We start from the raw sequence: 18,307 nt of genomic DNA, 5'->3' as shown, positions 1-18,307 counted from the left end.
CTTAGCCAGCCCGACAGCTTGGCGCAAACGGTATCTTTTTGTGGATATCCTTGCATGCCTATAGCCCTACCACATCTTGCAGTGTGGTGGGGGCCTGCGTCAACATCTGGCCGGATTTGGCTTAGTTTTTGCGGGATTCTTGCCACTCGCGCGGGGCGTTGAGAAAGGCTTCGACCTCGGTCAGGGTGGCCGCGTCAAAGGCATTTTGTGCGCGTGCTTCGGCCAGTACATCCCACCATGTGCAGAGCGCATGAAGGCTAACGCCATGGTCACCAAGGGTCTTTTCGGTTTGTGGGAAAATGCCGTAGTGGAAGATCACGGCGGTATGGGCGCAGCTAGCGCCGGTTTCCCGAATCGCGTCAACAAAGCTGAGCTTTGAGCCCCCATCGGTGGTCAGGTCCTCGACCAGCAGCACGCGCTGGCCTTCGGTCATGTCTCCTTCGATCCGCGCGTTGCGGCCATAGCCTTTGGGCTTTTTACGGACATAGGTCATCGGAAGCGCCATCCGCTCCGCGACCATGGCGGCGAATGGGATGCCCGCCGTCTCGCCGCCGGCGATATTGTCAAAAGCCTCAAACCCCGCGTTGCGCATCACGGTGACGGTGAGGAAATCCATCAGTGTCGACCGGATGCGCGGGTGGGAGATCAGCTTGCGGCAGTCGATATAGGTAGGGCTTGGTAGACCCGAGGCCAGCGTGAAGGGTTCATCCGCGTTGAAATGCACCGCGCCGATCTCCAGCAACATGCGCGCGGTGAGGCGGGCCATTTCTTCGGGGCTGGGGTGGCTGGTGGGGATCATGGCAGGCGTCCTTGGCTGGGGAGAGGTCGGAGCGGTATTTAAGAAAGGATGAAGATTAGGTGGTCCAATGCAGAGCGAAGCCGGGGTCGAAGACCGTGACCGGGCCGTCGGGCGTGTCGATGCTGGCGGGGTGGGTTGGCGCTTCGCGGCGCAGGGTGATCTGCGTCTCATTTGGCGGCAGGCCGTAAAAGGCGGGGCCGTTGAGTGAGGTGAAGGCTTCGAGCTTGTCGAGCGCGCTGTCTTCCTCAAAAACCTGTGCGAGGATCGACATTGTGTTGGGCGCGGTGAAACAGCCCGCGCAGCCGCAGGGTTGGAGCTTCGCGCCATCGGTATGGGGCGCGCTGTCGGTGCCAAGAAAGAAGCGCGTGTCGCCGGAAGTGGCGGCGGCGCGCAGGGCGAGGCGGTGGGTCTCGCGTTTGGCCACGGGCAGGCAGTAGTAATGCGGGCGGATGCCGCCAGCGAGGATGTGGTTGCGGTTGATCACGAGGTGATGCGTGGTGATCGTGGCCGCAAGGCCGCTGTCGTTGCTGCGCACATAGTCGGCGGCGTCAGAGGTGGTGATATGTTCCATGATCACGCGCAGCGCGGGATGCGCGCGGCGGATCGGGTCGAGCACGCGGTCGATGAAGACGGCTTCGCGGTCGAAGATGTCGATTTCGCTGTCTGTGACTTCGCCGTGGGTGCAAAGAGGCAGGCCGATCTCGGCCATACGGTCGAGCACGGGGGCGACTTTGTCGAAGTTTGAGACACCGCTGGCGGAGTTGGTGGTGGCGCCCGCGGGGTAGAGTTTGACGGCGTGGATCAGCCCTTGGGCGTGGGCGCGGGCCACGTCGTCGGGGTCGGTATCCTCGGTCAGGTAGAGGGTCAGCAGCGGGGTGAAATCCGTGCCTTCGGGCAGGGCCGCCATGATCCGGTCGCGGTAGGCGGCGGCTTGGGCGCCGGTCACTACCGGGGGCACGAGATTTGGCATGATGATAGCGCGGGCGAAGTCGCGCGCGCTATGGGGCAGCACGGCGTGCAGCATGTCGCCGTCGCGCAGGTGCAGGTGCCAATCGTCGGGACGGCGGATCGTGAGGCTTTGTGTCATGGGCGCGGGGCTAGCACAGAGCGGGGGCGCGCGCCAGATTGAAAACCTATCCGCTGGCGGTTGCCACCTCGGCCACATCTGCCTGACGGCGGGCGCGGATGCGTTCAAGACGGCGGGCAAAGCGCGGGGCACTCATCCGCGCGCTGACATTGGCGCAGACCGCTTCAAGCAGCAGTTCGCGCCCCTGGGCATTCACCGCTTGGCTGAGGTTGCGCAGATAGGGCAGGTAGTCACGGCGCGCGCGGTAGAGTGCGGCGAACCGTGCCGCGTCCAACGAGCCTTCGGCGGCGGCTTGGAGCAGTGGGTCAAGTTGGTCGATTTCCAGCAGATCGGTTTGCAGCGCGTCGCCCATGAAGGGCATGCGCAGCTTGGTGACATTCGCGCGGGTAAATAGCGCCGCATGCATCGCATCGAGTTTCTCTTTTGGGTCGTAGAGAACAAAAACCCGCTCCGCGGCGTCGAGCATATCCGGTGCATAGCCATAGCGGGAGGTGAAATCGAGGATGCGCATGTCGGCGAAACGGTCGTCCCATTCGGTGATGCGCGGGTTGAGCGTGGCCTGTGGTTGGATCGCTACGACCGCCGCACCGGGGGACGCGACGGAATAGGCGGCGGCGGCATAGGCGCAGGGGCCAGCGCCATAAAACAGCACTCGTTCGAATTCGTCGAAGAAACCGTCATCGATCAGCCGGTCAAAATAGGCATAGACCTCTTCAGAGCGGAACCATGTGTCGCCATCGCTGGCAAGACACAGATGCGACCAATCGTGGTTGCGGACCATGTCCCAGCCCAAAGGCTGCGCCTTATCGGAAAGCGCGTGCATGCCTTGGTAGGTTTCAAAGGTGACCAGCAGTGTGGTGTCACGTTCAATGAAGGCAGAGAAATGGCTTTTGCCGAGCGATTGGAAATATCCATCTTCCTCGGCCACGGCCTCTACCGCGCGCAACCACTTGCGTTTGGGCATATCGGCCAGTGAACTGTCGATCGTGGGCGTATCGCTCGGCATCGGGCATCCTCGGGCTAGTCGCGGCAGAGCAGAACTGCCATTTCAGCTAGTGGTAGCCAGAAAATAGGGCGAAAATGCGGAAAAACAGTGAGAATTTGAAGAGAATGTGACGGTTTTCCGGGGGCAGTGCGGCGACTGGCGCGCGGTTATTGGCCCGCGTGCCTTCGGCTGCGTCTTGCGTATTCTACCATAAGCCGTGCCGCCTTGGCGGTGACCGGGCGACTTGGTGGGGTCATGAGCAGGCGTCCAAACAGAGCGCGGAAGGGTTCTTGTTCCATCAGCGTATCAAAGCGGGCACGGCGCCATGCGACTGCGCTTTCGTGAAGCGTGGCGAGTTCGGGATCAGCCTTCAGCACTGTAAACACGCGGTTGCGTGCCGGGGCTGTGGCCCTGATTGACGTGTCGGTGTCAGTGTTGAAATTCCGCTCTACCCAGTAGTCCAGCCCCAACAGATGGTCATTGTGTACTGCGCGACCGCGATCGGCCTTGAGGATATAGGTCTCCATTGCGCCTAAAGGATAGTGGTTAATCTGGGCCAGCCCGTGGTTCTGGCGCCCGTAATTGGAAAAAATTCGTTTGGTCTTGAACAGGTCCGGCAGGGCGCGGCCATGGCTGTCGAACCAACGGGCTTGGTCGATCTTTGCCGGATCGGGGCTGCGCGGGCGGTGCACGCCGGGCTGCGCATAGGTGCCATCGTTGCGGTAAAGCGTCTTGAACATCGCGGCACGCCAGGGCCAATGCATCACGGCGGGCGCACATCGAGTAAAGCCTTCGGTCACTGGATGGTCTGCATAGCGGACCTGATCGCTGTTGCCAAACAGCCGCCAAGTAAGGGTGATTGCAGTGGCGTCGGGGAGGGCTGCGTGCAGTGCAGCAAGGCTGTGATCCCCGCAATGGATGTTGACGAATTCATCAACATCAAGGGGCAAGATCCACTCTGCCTGTTGCACCACCTCCAATTTGGCAGCGGCTTTCAGGGCGGTGAACTGAATGCCACCTTTCTCATAGGGGCCGTCGTTGCGGATGTGGGTCACGCCACCAAGCGCTTGCAGCCGATCCAGCATCGCATCCGTGCCATCGTCGCAATCGTTGGAAAAGACCAGCACATGGTCGAAGCCGATGGCGCGGTGATGCGCCAGCCATTCCAGCAAGAACGCGCCCTCGTTGCGGACGCAAAGGATCGCAAGGTGAGAGATCTTACCACTCACGGCGGAAAGCCACGACTTTGTTGTGCGAACCAAGGTGGTAATAGGCCATTCCGGCCTGCATGAAGGCGCTAAATACCTTGTTAACCCCCTCAGGGCCAATCCACTGCGGATGTAGTTCTATAATGGCGGCGCGGAGATTATTGAGGGGCAAGGCCGGGATCAGGTCAACTTCGGCACCTTCGATGTCGCAAATCAGAACGGTGGGGGTGAGATCGGCGAAGACCTTTGCAGCATCCAGCACGTCAATCTGGTGAGTCTCGGGCGGTGCTTCGCCGTCAAAGCGGGTCATCGAAGACGACAGGATCTGTTCGCGCACGTGGAAGTCGACCTTGCCGGGCGCGGGGCCTAGGATGGCATTGGTGACATGGGCATTGCTCAACCCATTGGCCGCGTGGACCCGGCGGATGTAGGGGATGAGGTTGGGGTTCGCTTCAAAGGAATGTACCGAGGTGACCTTGCGTTTGCTGGCCACCAGTGTCGACATATAGCCAACCCCGCCGCCCAGTTCGATCACTCGGTCGCCCTCGCGAACCACGCGCAGGGCGGCTTCGCTCTCTTTCGCCTCATAAGCGTTTTGGCGCAGCAGTTTGCGGATCCGCCCGCGCAGGATCGTGGGATCATCGGGGAACTTCATGCCGCGGGAAAGGATATAATTAGGGTCAGGCGGGGTGTCGGTCACGGGTCAGCTTTCCATGTCGAGGGCGAGGGCATAGGCGACCCGCTCGGTCGCGCTTAACTTAGTGTTAAGCGCTTGGCGGTAGAGATCGCGGAACTCTGGTATCTGGTGCAGTTCTTCTGCCTTGGCGCGATGCCAAGCAAGGCCCGCTTGGTGATGTGTGCGCAGATGTTCGTCTGCCAATAGGCGGTCCATCTCGGCGCGGAGGCGCGGTAGGTTGCGCTGGATTGAGATATCGCGGTGGTCGTTCCAATCCATGCGGATCCAGTAGTTGATCCCGATTGAACGGTCGACATGCAACGCGCGCCCTCGCTGACGTTTGACAAGGAAGGAATCGGCTGAGCGTAGGGCGTAGTGGTTGAGTTGCAGCAGGTCATAGCCGATGTTGCTTTTCGATGATCGCCAGCCGTTGCGCAGCGCGTCGCGCGTCATGTCGCGGCCCGCGCCGTTGACCCATTTGACCCGCTCCGCCAGCCCATCGTTCAGCTTGTTGGGCCGGTGGCAGGAAAGTTTTTCATAGGCGCCGATGTTGCGGAACATCGTTTTGAACCCCCATGCGGTATGGGGTTTTGGGCAAAAGGCAGGCGCACAGTTGTCGAATTGGCCGATCACCGGAGCGTCTGAAAGGGCTGTGACCCCGTTATGGCCAAAGAGCCGCCATGTCATCGCGACGTTGCTGGCGTCCGGCGCGGCGGCAAAGAAATCTTCAAGCCGGCCATTGCCGGTACGGATGTTCACGAATTCATCCACGTCGATATGCGCGATCCAATCCGCGTCGCGGATCAGCGGCTCTTTCAGCGCTTGGTTCAAAGCGTGCTGTTGCGGAGAGTTGCCTTTCCAATCGTCGTTGTTGCGATGCTGAAGGACACCCATCTCTTGCAACCGTCCCAGCACCGCATCGGTGCCATCGGTGCAATCATTGGTGTAGATCAGGAAATTGTCGAACCCCACGGCGCGGTGATAGGCGACCCACTCAAGGATGTAGGGCGCCTCGTTCTTCATACAGCCGACGATGACATTGCCACTGCTGCCGGGCGGCAGGATGCGGGGCGGTACAGGGTTATACGCAGGCGCTGGCTGGTCTTCGCTCTCGGGGGCTATGCGGTTATGGGGGCGGAAGGGACTGCAGAGGATCATCTCATGGTTCACCTTCACCCGGTTCAACAGTCGGGCTTTGGCTTCGCGGTCGGCTTCCGAAGCCTCTGGATTGTGCAGCATTGACTTGAATTTTTCGGCCGATGCGCGGGCTATATCGGTTTCTGCGCGTTTCTGCGCCAGCGGGATCGCGGTGGTGCGGATTCGGTGAGCAAAGGCGGCAAGGTATTGCGTCGCGCGAAAGCCATAGGTGGGGTCTGCCTCGTTCCAGAGCGGTTCTGGGCTGTCCGGGGTCAGTGCCACGGCCAGTGCCGGAAACCGTGCGGCAAGTGATGCATTGCCCGCCGCGAAGTGGGCCGAGATCGGGGCGAGGCTTCCGGGTTTGATTGGCGCACCTCCTGTCTGAAACCCCTGCAACATCTGGGACCATGTCTTGCGCGGACAGGAAAGGTCATTCACTTGAAGGTAGCGGATCAACACGTCGTTAAACTGTCGCATCCGTGTGAGCCAAGACGCAGGCAAAGGAGCAGACGTACGGCCCGGATCAACCGATCCGAGGGGCGCGATGAGACCAAGGCAATCCGCAATCTCACTGGCACCATGTTTGGACAACAGATGTGATAGACGCGCCGGGCGAAAATGAATGTTATCCGCTCCAAATGCCGCTGCCCAATGGGCGTGAAGGGCTTGATAATCCAGCCAAAAAGGCGGGTCCTGCACGTCGGGAAAAATGCCGAAGTCAGGTGCAATCTCGCGAGCGTCAAGCGCGCCTTGCCACCAGTCGTCACGCGCAGCCAAGGCCAGTTCTTGGGACAATGAATGGCGGCGGCCCTCGGTCACAGCAAAGTCATAATGCGCTGTCAGAAGCCGGGCCTGCTCGTCCAAATGGGCGATGATTTGGATGTCGTCGAAATGCGTCCTCAGCAGGTTATGTAGGTGGGTCAATTCTTCGGGGCGCGACAGCAGGTTTCCCAGTTGGGCCGCACTCAGCACCACATGATCCGCGCGGGTTTCGGCCAGATCGCGGGCAATCAGCGCGTGAAATTCATCACGCAGCGTGGGGCCGATTAGTGCGCTGTCCAGCCCGCGACGATGACGCAGCAGCCCCACGGCCTCAGGCGCGGCGCAGGCGGCATAAAGTCGGACATGGTTCCAATCGGCGGCCAAAACGCCCTGATTTAACAACACATCCTTTTGCTGTTGCAGAATGTTGCGCAGCCGTGCTGCGGCTCTCTCTGTTGGGCCGATAAACAGGGTCAGGCGCATCACTCGACCTCCGTCTTGCCGGTATTGCTTTGGCCCCACCACGGCAGATCGATACCGAGGTATCCAGCGATTTTGTGGCGCGCACCGGGGTCTTCGATGTCGAACTCTAGAAAGTTGTCACATCCGGCAAAGACACGGCGGCAAAAGGTGAAATGTCCTTCGACCCATTTGGCTAGCTCGGCCTCGCTGCGCCCGAAACCGCGTGGCAGGCCCGGCACATCGGCTTGCGGTAGACGCCTTCGCCCCAAATTGTTCCAGCGCATCATGCTATTGGCCGTTCTGGCCGGATCGCGGTGCGACAAAAGGAACTTGATATCTGGATGATGTGATTGAATTGCGCTCAACAGCGCCCAATCGGTCTGGGGCCAGAGGCTGCGATCATGGCGGACGGCGCTCACTTCATTCACCACGTCGAATTCCCGGAGTCGCGCTAGCGGGTCACCGCTGTCAAAGTAATCGGCGTAGATGATCCGCCCGACATGTTCGCCGGTGATCTCAGGCAGGCTGCTTTGGCCCTTGCGGATGCGCCAATCGGCGACCTTTAGCCCCGCGTGGCGCAGCGCATCGGTGAGCGTCGTGGTGCCGGTTTTGGGCAGGCCAAGGTTGATAATGCGCGGGCCCATCATGGCAGGCAGATCTCAGCGCGGATGTCCGCTTCGGCGGTGCAATAGGGGCTGGCGCTAAGCAGTTGCTGGCGCATTTCCACATAGGCCGGATCGGCGAGCAGCGCGTCGCGTCGGGCGCGGTGCGCGGCGACGGTGTCTGAATGAAGATCTGCGATGCCGGGCAAGGCCTTGAGGCGGTCCATCTCTGCGCAAAGGGCGGGCAGGTAGCGCTGGACCGAGCGATCCTCCCATGCGGCATCATTGCGTTCGCGCCAATATGTGTCGTCAAACGCGCGATGCTCGCGGTTCACGTCACCCCGGTCATTCTTGACCAGATAGCTGTCGAGAGAGCGCAGTGCGTAGTGATTCAGCGTCGCAAAGCGCCGTGCGCCGCGCGCTGGAAAAGCGCGGATGCGGCGTTTGTTAATAGCCCCGCGAAACGGCGAAGGGACTTGCCGACCCGCGCCATCCGTCCACTGTGGCTGGTCTATTTCGTCATCATGAAAGGGTCGATGCGCACCGTAGTAGCCAAGGGGAAAATCGCGCCGGACTAACGACTTAACCTCAATCGCCATCTCAGCGCCGCAGATGTCTGGGTTGTGGCTATGGGTGAATTGTTCGATCACAGGCGCATCAACGAAATCCGCGACCCCGCTATTGGCAAAGAACTGAAAATGCACAGAGATTGCCTGCGGATTGCCACAAGCCTCAATCAGTGCGGGCAGGCGGTTGTCGCCCACATGAATGTTCATAAATTCATCCACATCCGCGACCCAGACCCAATCGGCCTCTGAGACAATAGATTGCCGCCGTGCGTCCTTGAGCGCTTGCATTTGGTAGTTTCGGTTGGTGGCTGGGTTCGGCAGGTGGGTGATGATGCCGTGCCCTTGCAAGGCATCAAGCAATCGGTCGGTCCCGTCGCTGCAATCGTTTGAATAGAACAGAAAATCCGTAACCCCGATCACCCGGTTGAAGGCAATCCACTCCAGCAGAAAGGGGCCTTCGTTTTTGACGCAGGTGACGGCGGTAATGCGCATGTCAGGCCCCGACGCGCCGGATCGCGATGATAGTGCTTTGTCCCATACCTGCCCCTGTGGCCCCGGTGGTTTTCCCCAGTGGCCGTGAATTATTGGTTAAGACTATGGCAGCGTGGGGAAAACACGTCAATCTATTGGGCCACGTCAGCCCCCTTGACGGGGCGGGGCGGGAATGCACCACTGGGCCCATGAAAAACTTTGATACCATCGACGCGGTCCAAGAGATGCTAAGCGCAGAGGGCTATGTCTGCGACCGGGCTCTTGGGGTTGTGGTTTTCCTGAGCCTGACGCTGGGGCGGCCCTTGTTTTTGGAAGGCGAAGCAGGCACCGGCAAGACCGAAATCGCCAAAGCACTTGCCGCCGGGCTAGGGCGGCGGTTGATCCGGCTGCAATGTTATGAAGGGTTGGACGCCTCCAGCGCGGTCTATGAATGGAATTTTCCCGCCCAGATGGTCGCGATCCGTACGGCTGAGGCTGGCGGCGGCGCGGACCGTCGCGCGCTGACGCAGGAGCTGTTTAGTGACGACTATCTGATTGAGCGCCCGCTTTTGCAGGCCATGCGCCCGGATGAACACGGCGCGCCGGTGTTGTTGATCGACGAGCTGGACCGGACAGATGCACCGTTTGAAGCATTTCTTCTGGAAGCGTTGAGTGATTTTCAGGTGACGATCCCTGAGCTTGGTACCATCCGCGCACCCGAGCCTCCGATTGTGATCCTGACATCGAACCGCACGCGGGAAGTGCACGACGCGTTGAAACGGCGATGCCTGTACCACTGGGTCGATTACCCCGATGTGGCGCGCGAAATGGCGATCTTGCAGGCCCGTGCACCGGAGGCTGCAAAAACGCTTAGCCGTGAAGTCGTGGCCTTTGTCCAGCAATTGCGCACCGAGGATCTGTTCAAGAAACCCGGTGTAGCCGAGACGATCGATTGGGCAAAATGCCTGCTGGCGCTGGATGTGACAACGCTTAGTCCCGAAGTCATCGCCGACACGCTAGGGGCCGTGCTGAAATACCAAGACGACATTGCCAAGCTACACGGGTCAGAGGCCGCGCGCATTCTTGAGCAAGCCCGTGCATCACTGTCGCCAGAGTGAGTAGGCGGGTAGGCAGAATTGGCTGAGCAACTCCCCCTTGATTTACCGGACGATCCAAAGCTTGCAGGCAATATCACGCATTTTGCTCGCGCTTTGCGGCGTGCAGGGCTTTTGATCGGACCGGGACGGGTTGTTGAGGCTGTGGAAGCTGTCGCCGCTGTGGGATTTACCAGCCGTCGAGATTTCTATTGGATGTTGCATGCCTGTTTCGTGAGTCGTCCTGAACAGGCGCGGGTTTTTGCGCAGATATTCCGGCTTTATTGGCGCGATCCCCGCTATCTGGAACATATGATGGCTGCGATGCTGCCTGCCATTCGCGGGGTGCAGGAGGACCGCCCCGCAACTCCGGCCGAAAAACGCGCGGCGGAGGCATTGTTGGACGGGGCGGAAGCGCCAGAGAAGGAAGAGCCGCCCGCGCCGGAGGAAACACTGGTGGAGGTTGATGCCAGTCTTACGATGTCCGCGCGCGAACGGCTGCGGTCATTGGATTTTGAACAGATGAGCCTTGCCGAGGTGGCAGAGGCAAAGCGGATGCTGGCCAAGCTCAAGTTTCCCGTACCGCCGATGCCAAGCCGCCGCAATAAGGCTGCGGCGCAGGGGCGGATCGATGTGCCGCGCACAATGAAGGCAGCGCTTCGCCGTGGCGGAGAGATGGAACGGCTTTACCGAATGAAGCCGCGAGAACGCTATCCAAACCTTGTAGTGCTTTGCGATATTTCTGGGTCGATGAGCCAGTACAGCCGGGTGATCCTGCACTTTCTTCATGCGGTCGCCAATCGCAAGGGGGCGGGTTGGGCGCAGGTGCATGGGTTCACCTTTGGCACACGTCTGACGAATATCACCCGGCATCTGGCCACGCGCGACGTAGATGCAGCGCTGGCCGCTGCTGGTGCACAGGCACAAGATTGGGAGGGCGGTACGCGCATCGGCACCGCACTGGCGGCCTTTAACCGCGACTGGTCGCGGCGCGTTATGGGGCAGGGTGCGGTTGTGTTGTTGGTTACCGATGGGCTTGATCGGGATGACCCTGTGGAACTGGCGCGGCAGATGCAACGGTTGCACCTGACCGCACGGCGGGTGATTTGGTTGAACCCGCTTCTGAGATGGGATGGTTTCGCACCCAAGGCGGCGGGCATCCGGGCGATGCTGCCCCACGTTGATAGTTTTCGCGCGGGGCATTCCATCGCGTCGCTCGAAGCGTTGGCCGAGGCGATCTCGCGCCCCGATGATCTGGGCGAAAAGGCGCGGATGTTGGCTGGGTTGAACGCGGAAGGCTAGGCGCGAGGCCCAGGGAGGCGGCTGCGGGTCTCTCCAAAACCAGAAGGTTTCGGAACCACCCTTGATTGATCCCGGCCTGTCACCCGCCTGTCGTTGCGCCAAGCGAAATAGCCGCATCCCCTAAAGGGGCCCCTCGGCGATTTAGCGTGTCCCGCCGCCCTGCGCACGACCGTTTGGTCTCAAGCAAGGGCGGCTCCGAAACCAGAGTTTCTTAGGCGAAGGTCTTCGCGAAGGTACTGCGGTAAACCTCGCGTAAATCAGTCAGCAGGGCGGAGGCCGCGCCGAAGCTGATTTTGTCGCCTCCGAAGGCGCCGATTTGGATCACGGGTACATCGGCGTCTTTCCCAGCGGCGATCAGGGCCTCGGCGGCCTCGGTGGTGCAGGCGACGAGGTAGCGGGCTTGGTCTTCACCGAAGAGCACCGCGGTGTCATCGCTTTCGATTTCGACGCCGATGCCAGCGGTCTCGGCCAGTTCAAAGGCGGCGAGGGCGAGGCCGCCATCGCCGAGGTCGGTGCAGGCGGAGATTTGGCTCGACTGAGCGCGGATGAATTCGCCGTGGCGGCGTTCGGCTGCGAGATCGACATGGGGGGCGTCGCCCTCAGTGCGGCCAAAAGCTTCGGCGAGCAGCGCGGATTGACCGAGGTGGCTGCCCGTGGTGCCAACCAGAAGGGCCACGTGGCCTTCGCGCAGCTGATTGCTGATGATGTCATCGACATTGTCGAGCAAGCCCACAGCGCCGATGGTGGGGGTGGGCAGGATGCCTTTGCCGTCAGTCTCGTTATAGAGCGATACGTTGCCCGATACGATCGGCATGTCGAGCGCGCCCACAGCTTCGCCGATCCCTTTGATGGCGCCGACGAACTGGCCCATAATCTCGGGTTTTTCGGGGTTGCCGAAGTTGAGGTTGTCGGTTGTCGCCAATGGTTTGGCACCCACGGCGCAGAGGTTGCGATAGGCTTCGGCGACGGCCTGTTTGCCGCCTTCGGTTGGGTTGGCTTTGACGTAGCGTGGGGTCACGTCGGAGGTGAAGGCCAGCGCCTTGTCGGTGCCATGCACCCGCACGATGCCCGCGCCGAGGCCCGGCAGGCGGACCGTGTCGCCCATGACCATCGTGTCGTATTGCTCATAAACCCACCCTTTGGAGGCGTGGTTCACGGAGCCTATGAGGGCGCGGAGGCCTTCGATGGGGTCGATGGTTGGCGCGTCGGACAAAGCGGCGGCGGCAGGGGTTTCGACCCAAGGACGGTCATATTCCGGCGCGGTGGAGGCGAGTTTCGACAGCGGCAGATCGGCTTTGACTTCGCCGTTGAGGCAAATGAGGAAGCGGTCTTCGGGGAGGGTTTCGCCGACGATGGCGAAGTCGAGGTCCCATTTGTCGAAGACGGCTTTGGCTTCGGCCTCAAGCTCGGGGCGCAGCACCATGAGCATACGCTCTTGGCTCTCGCTGAGCATCATCTCATAGGCGGTCATATGCGGCTCGCGCGTCGGAACTTTTTCAAGGTCAAGACGCACGCCAAGGCCGCCTTTGTCCCCCATTTCCACGGCAGAGCAGGTCAGGCCCGCAGCGCCCATGTCTTGGATCGAGATCACGGCGCCGGTTGCCATGAGCTCTAGAGTGGCTTCCATCAGGCGCTTTTCCGTAAAGGGGTCGCCGACTTGAACGGTGGGGCGTTTCTCTTCGATGGTGTCGTCGAATTCGGCGGAGGCCATGGTCGCCCCGCCAACACCGTCGCGGCCTGTTTTGGCACCGAGGTAGACCACCGGCATGCCGACACCGGAGGCGGCGGAGTAGAAAATTTTGTCGGCATCGGCGAGGCCCGCCGCGAAGGCGTTCACAAGGCAATTGCCATCATAGGCTGTGTCGAACCGCACTTCGCCGCCGACGGTGGGGACGCCGAAACAGTTGCCATAGCCACCGACACCTTCGACGACGCCATGTACAAGTTGGCGGGTCTTGGGGTGGTCAGGGCGGCCAAAGCTGAGCGCGTTCATCGCCGCGATGGGGCGGGCGCCCATGGTGAAGACATCGCGCAGAATGCCGCCGACGCCTGTGGCCGCACCTTGGTAGGGTTCGATGTAGGAGGGGTGGTTGTGGCTCTCCATCTTGAAGACCAGTGCCTGGCCGTCACCGATGTCGACCACGCCGGCGTTTTCGCCGGGGCCGCAGATGACTTGGGGGCCGTCGGTGGGCAGGGTGCGCAGCCATTTCTTGGAGGACTTGTAGGAGCAATGCTCGTTCCACATGGCCGAGAAAATGCCCATCTCGGTGTAGTTCGGCTCGCGCCCGAGGATGTTGACGACCTCGGCGTATTCCTCGGGTGTGAACCCGTGGCTGGCGATGAGGTCGGGCGTGATGGCTGGATCTTGCATGGAAATTCCCCGGCTGGCGCGTTTGCGCCCTCATACAAGGGGAAATGCCGGGGGGGAAGTGGCTTTGACCGCCTGTGGGCTGAAAGAAGGCGATGGGCCAAAAAAAAAGGCCGAGCTAAAAGCTCGGCCAAGTCCAACAGGGAGGTATGAAGCGACGCGCCCTCAGGCTGTCAATCTTCATAATGGTGAAATAGGAGGCAGGGCTGTTCAAATCAAGGCTAATTAACATGGCAAGTCATCATGGCCGATATGCGCCTATTGCATGGCTGCGGTTGTATGTGGAGTTCAGCCTTCGCCTTCGGTCCGTTCACGCCATTGTTTGCGATAGGTTATGATCTCTTCTTGGACGAAATCCTTGAAGGCGGCGACCCGTTTTGATTGGCGCAACTCTTCGGGGTAGGCGAGGTAGACTGGCACATCGGCGGATTCGATATCGGGCATGACATGCACGATATGCGGAAAATCTTGGATCAGGTAATTGGGCAGCACGCCAAGGCCAAGGTGGTGCACGACACCCTGCAACACGCCAAAGTAGTTGTTGACCGTCAAAAGCGAACGGAGGTCATACATCATCAGTTCTTTGACCAGCTGCAGCCCGGCGCCTACTTGATCGCTGTCGGTGTTTTGGCAGATCAGGCGATGGTCGGCCATATCCTCCATCCGCTTGGGGGTGCCATGTTTCTCTAGGTATTCGGGGCTGGCGTAGATCCCCATCCGGACTGTCATCAAACGTTTGCGGATCAGATCGGCTTGGCTTGGTTCTTTCATGCGGATTGCCACATCGGCCTCACGCATGGGCAGGTCCAGCACGCGCTCTTCAAGCATCAGGTCAACTTTGAGGTCGGGATATTGCTCATAAAGCTTGGGCAGGCGGGGGGCGAGCCAAAGCGTGCCGAAGCCTGTGGTTGTGGTCACACGCAGCTCACCGAACACTTCTTCTTCGCTGTCGCGGATGCGGGCGGCAGCGGCATCAAGCCGTTTGGCCATGGCTGAAGTCGCGTCAAACAGCAACTCACCTTGTTCGGTCAGGATCAACCCACGCGCGTGACGGTGGAAGAGGTTGGTATTCAGCTGTTCTTCCAGCCCGCGAATCTGCCGACTGACCGCGGATTGCGACAGGTTTAATTTGTCGCCCGCGTGGGTCAGCGACCCGGCATCGGCCACGGCGTGAAAAATTCTGAGTTTGTCCCAATCCATGGCGTGTACTTTCCTTGCCCAGCCTTTCTCCTATCTTAATAGGCGGGAGAAAACAGTACAAACCGTCCCCTGCAGGGCTGCCGTTGCAGAATAACTGCTATACAGGTCAGCAACTGTGACCTATATAGGAGGCAATCATGCAAGACTGACGTGCTAGGGAGGGCCCGCCATGACGACGCAAAAGATTTCACTGAACGACCGTTTCGACCTTGAGAAAAGCCCGGTGCTGCTGAACGGCACGCAGGCGCTGGTTCGGTTGATGATGATGCAATCCGCCCGCGACCGTGCGGCGGGGTTGAATACTGCTGGCTATGTGACCGGCTACCGGGGCAGTCCGCTGGGCGCTGTCGATCTGCAAATGCAGCGGGCTGAGAAGAAACTGGCCGAACATAACGTGCGTTTTGAGCCGGGTCTGAACGAAGATCTCGCGGCGACGATGCTTTGGGGCAGCCAACAGGCGGAACTGCGCGGTGAGGGAAAATACGACGGCGTCTATGGCCTATGGTACGGCAAAGGCCCGGGGGTGGACCGCACCGGCGATGTGATGCGCCATGCGAATATGGCGGGCACGTCGCCTCATGGTGGTGTGCTGATGGCAATGGGGGATGACCATACCGGTGAATCCTCCACCGTGTTGCACCAGTCGGAATGGGCAATGGTGGATGCCTATATGCCGGTGGTTTCGCCCGCTGGTGTGCAGGAAATCTTGGATTACGGTATCTATGGCTGGGCGCTGAGCCGGTTCTCGGGCCTTTGGGTCGGCCTGAAGACGATGAAAGACACCGTTGAGGCCACCAGTGTGGTGAACGGTGATCCGAACCGGATGAAGCTGATCACGCCGGAGTTCGACATGCCTGATGGCGGTCTAAGCATTCGTCTGGGTGATACGCCGCATCTGCAAGAAGCGCGGATGATCGATTACAAGCGTTTCGCGGCCGAGGCATTCTCTCATGCCAACAAGATGGACAAGCGCATGTGGGGCAAGCGCGGTGCCAAGATCGGTTTTGCCGCTGCGGGTAAGAACTGGCTTGATCTGGTGCATGCGCTGAGCCTTTTGAATATCGATGAGAACGAGGCCGAGCGCCTCGGTATCACGACCTATAAAATTGGCCAGACCTTCCCGCTGGACATGCAGGGGTTCCATGAGTGGGCTGATGGGCTGGACCTGATCGTGGTGGTCGAAGAAAAGCGCAAGCTGATCGAAATTCAGATCAAAGAAGCGCTGTTTAACGACACCCACCGCCGGGTTTATGGCTGGCACAAAAGCGGCGCGGGCATGGAGCATGGCGAAGAGCTGTTCCCGACCCGTGGTGCGCTTGACCCGATCCTGATCGCCGAAAAAATCGGCGGCATCCTGTTGGAAGAGGGCCGTGAGACCGACGGCATTCGAGCGGGACTCGAGGCGCTGAACGAGGCACGCCGTTCGGACAATGCCGAGGATATCGCCGCGCGCCTGCCTTACTATTGCGCAGGCTGCCCGCATAACTCTTCGACGAAAGTGCCCGAAGGCAGCCGCGCCTATGCGGGCATCGGCTGTCACTACATGGTACAGTGGATGGACCGTGAGACCACCGGCTTTACCCATATGGGCGGTGAGGGCGCGAACTGGATCGGGGAAGCACCGTTCTCTAATACCAAGCACGTGTTCCAGAACCTTGGGGATGGCACCTATAACCACTCTGGCGTTCAGGCGATCCGTGCGGCCATCGCGGCGGGGACGAACATCACCTATAAGATCCTCTACAATGATGCGGTCGCCATGACGGGCGGGCAGCATAATGAGGGCGATCTGGATTCCTACCGGATCGTGGAAGAACTGAAAGCGATGGGCGTCAAGCATATCGCCGTGGTCTATGACGAGAAAGAAGACGTGGACCTTGCGCGGTTCAAAGGCGTCGAAGTGCATGAGCGCGATGAGATGCCAAATGTGCAAAAGGCCTACCGCGAGCATGAGGGCGTCAGCGCGATAGTCTATATCCAGACCTGCGCCGCTGAAAAACGCCGCCGCCGTAAGCGGGGCTTGTTCCCCGATCCCGACAAGCGTGTCTTTATCAACGAAGACGTTTGCGAGGGCTGCGGCGATTGTGGTGTGCAGTCGAACTGCGTGGCCGTGGTGCCGAATGAGACAGAGCTGGGGCGCAAGCGCGCGATTGACCAATCGTCCTGCAACAAGGATTTCTCCTGCGTGAATGGGTTCTGCCCTTCGTTCCTCACGCTGGAAGGTGCCAAGGTCCGCAAAGACCCGACAACCGAACTGACCATTCCCGACCTGCCGATGCCTGAACTGCCCAAGATTGACGGCACTCATAACGTTGTCATCACCGGTGTCGGCGGCACCGGTGTTGTAACCATCGGTGCGCTCTTGGCACAGGCTGCGCAATTGGACGGTAAGGGTGCGGGCATGATGGAAATGGCGGGCCTCGCCCAGAAGGGCGGCGCGGTTCATATCCATTGCCGTCTGGCGGAGCGCCCTGAAGACATCAGCGCTATTCGCGTCGCGACAGGTGAAGCACATGCGCTGATTGGTGGTGATCTGGTTGTTTCGGCAGGGCACAAGACGTTGGGCCTGACCCGTCCGGGTCGCACCGGGGCGGTTGTGAACTCGCACCAGATCATCACCGGGGATTTCACCCGTGATACCGAATTCCAAATGCCTTACGACCGTCTGTCGCTGGCACTGGAAGCGCGGCTGAAGGATGATGTGGCGATGTTCGATGCGTCCGATCTGGCGAAGGCTGCTTTGGGCGATTCGATCTTTTCCAACATGATGATCTTTGGTGCGGCTTGGCAGCGTGGGCTGCTGCCGCTGACATTGGAAAGCCTGCAAGAGGCGATCCGAATGAACGGTGCTGCGGTTGAGCGCAACATGCGCGCCTTTGAGATTGGCCGCTGGGCCGTTCTTTACCCGCAGGACGCCAAGTTGGTGAGCGAGCCGAAGATCGTTGAATTGCCCAAGTCAATGAACGACAAAATCGCCTTCCGCGAAAACCACCTGACTGAGTATCAAGGCAAGGGTCTCGCCAAACGCTATGCCAAAATGCTGGATGGGATCGAAGACCGGGACGTGAAGGCGGCGGCCGCCTTGGGCTATCATAAGCTGCTGAGCTACAAGGATGAATACGAAGTCGCCCGGTTGCTCATCACCAGCCGTGACAAAGCGCGGGCCGAGTTTGATGGTGATTTCAAAATGACCTTCCACATGGCGCCGCCGCTGATCTCGAAGATGGGGCCGAACGGTCGTCCTCAGAAGCGTGAGTTTGGTCAATGGCTCGAAGGGCCGTTGCGGGTCATGGCTAAGTTCAAGGGGCTGCGCGGCACGCCGCTCGATCCCTTCGGCTATACCGCCGAGCGCAAGATGGAGCATGCATTGATCAAGCAGTATGAGGCCGATATGGCCGAGGTGCTGCCCAAGCTGACCGATCAGACCCGCGATGCCATCGTGGCGCTGGCCGAATTACCGTTGCAGATCCGCGGCTTTGGCCCAGTTAAACAGGCGGCAGAGGCCAAAGCCGCAAAACGGCGCGAAGAACTGTTGGCTGTGATCCGCGCGGGCGGCACGGTGACGGCGAAAGCGGCAGAGTAATA

The 18,307-nt window shown here is 60.2% G+C and carries 13 protein-coding genes; 3 read left to right on the top strand and 10 right to left on the bottom strand.

Going from position 1 to position 18,307, the window contains the following annotated elements; translation table 11 throughout:
- Positions 1-121: 121 nt before the first annotated feature.
- From DSM110093_RS08850 to DSM110093_RS08815, 8 genes are all read right to left on the bottom strand, one after another.
- Complete coding sequence (locus DSM110093_RS08850; protein WP_243264711.1) at positions 122-799, bottom strand: orotate phosphoribosyltransferase; 678 nt, start codon at positions 797-799, stop codon at positions 122-124.
- A 55-nt stretch (positions 800-854) separates the two neighbouring features.
- Positions 855-1,886: a dihydroorotase gene (gene pyrC, locus DSM110093_RS08845; protein WP_243264710.1), complete on the bottom strand. Its 1,032-nt coding sequence runs from the start codon at positions 1,884-1,886 to the stop codon at positions 855-857.
- 46 nt (positions 1,887-1,932) lie between these two features.
- Entirely contained in the window at positions 1,933-2,892 is a 960-nt protein-coding gene (locus DSM110093_RS08840; RefSeq protein WP_243264709.1) for a phosphoadenosine phosphosulfate reductase, read from the bottom strand.
- A gap of 146 nt (positions 2,893-3,038) precedes the next feature.
- Entirely contained in the window at positions 3,039-4,088 is a 1,050-nt protein-coding gene (locus tag DSM110093_RS08835; protein WP_243267701.1) for a glycosyltransferase family 2 protein, read from the bottom strand.
- Between the two features lies 1 nt (position 4,089).
- Positions 4,090-4,779, bottom strand: coding sequence for an FkbM family methyltransferase (locus DSM110093_RS08830; RefSeq protein ID WP_243264708.1), 690 nt, complete (start codon positions 4,777-4,779; stop codon positions 4,090-4,092).
- 3 nt (positions 4,780-4,782) lie between these two features.
- Positions 4,783-7,137: a glycosyltransferase family 2 protein gene (locus tag DSM110093_RS08825; protein ID WP_243264707.1), complete on the bottom strand. Its 2,355-nt coding sequence runs from the start codon at positions 7,135-7,137 to the stop codon at positions 4,783-4,785.
- Positions 7,137-7,763 carry a sulfotransferase gene (locus tag DSM110093_RS08820; protein WP_243264706.1) on the bottom strand — a complete coding sequence of 209 codons (627 nt, stop codon included), beginning with the start codon at positions 7,761-7,763 and terminating at the stop codon, positions 7,137-7,139. The genes DSM110093_RS08825 and DSM110093_RS08820 overlap by 1 nt, the downstream gene beginning before the upstream one ends.
- Positions 7,760-8,779: a glycosyltransferase family 2 protein gene (locus tag DSM110093_RS08815; protein WP_243264705.1), complete on the bottom strand. Its 1,020-nt coding sequence runs from the start codon at positions 8,777-8,779 to the stop codon at positions 7,760-7,762. Before DSM110093_RS08815 ends, DSM110093_RS08820 begins: the two co-directional genes overlap by 4 nt.
- A 188-nt stretch (positions 8,780-8,967) precedes the next feature.
- Between DSM110093_RS08815 and DSM110093_RS08810 the strand changes: the two genes are divergently transcribed.
- Both DSM110093_RS08810 and DSM110093_RS08805 read left to right on the top strand, forming a co-directional pair.
- On the top strand, positions 8,968-9,876 hold the full coding sequence (locus DSM110093_RS08810; protein ID WP_243264704.1) for a MoxR family ATPase: 909 nt from the start codon (positions 8,968-8,970) through the stop codon (positions 9,874-9,876).
- A gap of 18 nt (positions 9,877-9,894) precedes the next feature.
- A complete protein-coding gene (locus DSM110093_RS08805; protein WP_243264703.1) occupies positions 9,895-11,154 on the top strand; it encodes a VWA domain-containing protein in 1,260 nt (419 codons plus the stop codon).
- A gap of 211 nt (positions 11,155-11,365) precedes the next feature.
- Here DSM110093_RS08805 and purL read toward each other — a convergent pair whose 3' ends face one another.
- Positions 11,366-13,525: a phosphoribosylformylglycinamidine synthase subunit PurL gene (gene purL / locus DSM110093_RS08800; RefSeq protein WP_243264702.1), complete on the bottom strand. Its 2,160-nt coding sequence runs from the start codon at positions 13,523-13,525 to the stop codon at positions 11,366-11,368.
- A gap of 285 nt (positions 13,526-13,810) precedes the next feature.
- Positions 13,811-14,722 (bottom strand): LysR family transcriptional regulator, encoded by a 912-nt coding sequence (locus DSM110093_RS08795; protein ID WP_093926035.1) that lies wholly within the window; start codon positions 14,720-14,722, stop codon positions 13,811-13,813.
- 169 nt (positions 14,723-14,891) lie between these two features.
- On the opposite strand from DSM110093_RS08795, the gene DSM110093_RS08790 reads away from it, so the two are divergent.
- Positions 14,892-18,305: an indolepyruvate ferredoxin oxidoreductase family protein gene (locus DSM110093_RS08790; RefSeq protein WP_243264701.1), complete on the top strand. Its 3,414-nt coding sequence runs from the start codon at positions 14,892-14,894 to the stop codon at positions 18,303-18,305.
- Positions 18,306-18,307 lie beyond the last annotated feature (2 nt).

Source organism: Sulfitobacter sp. DSM 110093, assembly GCF_022788715.1.
Classification (GTDB): domain Bacteria; phylum Pseudomonadota; class Alphaproteobacteria; order Rhodobacterales; family Rhodobacteraceae; genus Sulfitobacter.
The sequence above is the reverse complement of the archived record's forward strand: the minus strand, read 5'-3'. Positions and strand labels throughout refer to the sequence as shown.

Excerpts from the sequence above, each read along its gene's own strand:
- DSM110093_RS08820 (WP_243264706.1), bottom strand. The coding sequence starts at position 7,763 with ATGATGGGCCCGCGCATTATCAACCTTGGCCTGCCCAAAACCGGCACC.
- DSM110093_RS08825 (WP_243264707.1), bottom strand. The coding sequence starts at position 7,137 with ATGCGCCTGACCCTGTTTATCGGCCCAACAGAGAGAGCCGCAGCACGG.
- pyrC (WP_243264710.1), bottom strand. The coding sequence starts at position 1,886 with ATGACACAAAGCCTCACGATCCGCCGTCCCGACGATTGGCACCTGCAC.
- purL (WP_243264702.1), bottom strand. The coding sequence starts at position 13,525 with ATGCAAGATCCAGCCATCACGCCCGACCTCATCGCCAGCCACGGGTTC.
- DSM110093_RS08815 (WP_243264705.1), bottom strand. The coding sequence starts at position 8,779 with ATGCGCATTACCGCCGTCACCTGCGTCAAAAACGAAGGCCCCTTTCTG.
- DSM110093_RS08850 (WP_243264711.1), bottom strand. The coding sequence starts at position 799 with ATGATCCCCACCAGCCACCCCAGCCCCGAAGAAATGGCCCGCCTCACC.
- DSM110093_RS08810 (WP_243264704.1), top strand. The coding sequence starts at position 8,968 with ATGAAAAACTTTGATACCATCGACGCGGTCCAAGAGATGCTAAGCGCA.
- DSM110093_RS08790 (WP_243264701.1), top strand. The coding sequence starts at position 14,892 with ATGACGACGCAAAAGATTTCACTGAACGACCGTTTCGACCTTGAGAAA.
- DSM110093_RS08795 (WP_093926035.1), bottom strand. The coding sequence starts at position 14,722 with ATGGATTGGGACAAACTCAGAATTTTTCACGCCGTGGCCGATGCCGGG.
- DSM110093_RS08840 (WP_243264709.1), bottom strand. The coding sequence starts at position 2,892 with ATGCCGAGCGATACGCCCACGATCGACAGTTCACTGGCCGATATGCCC.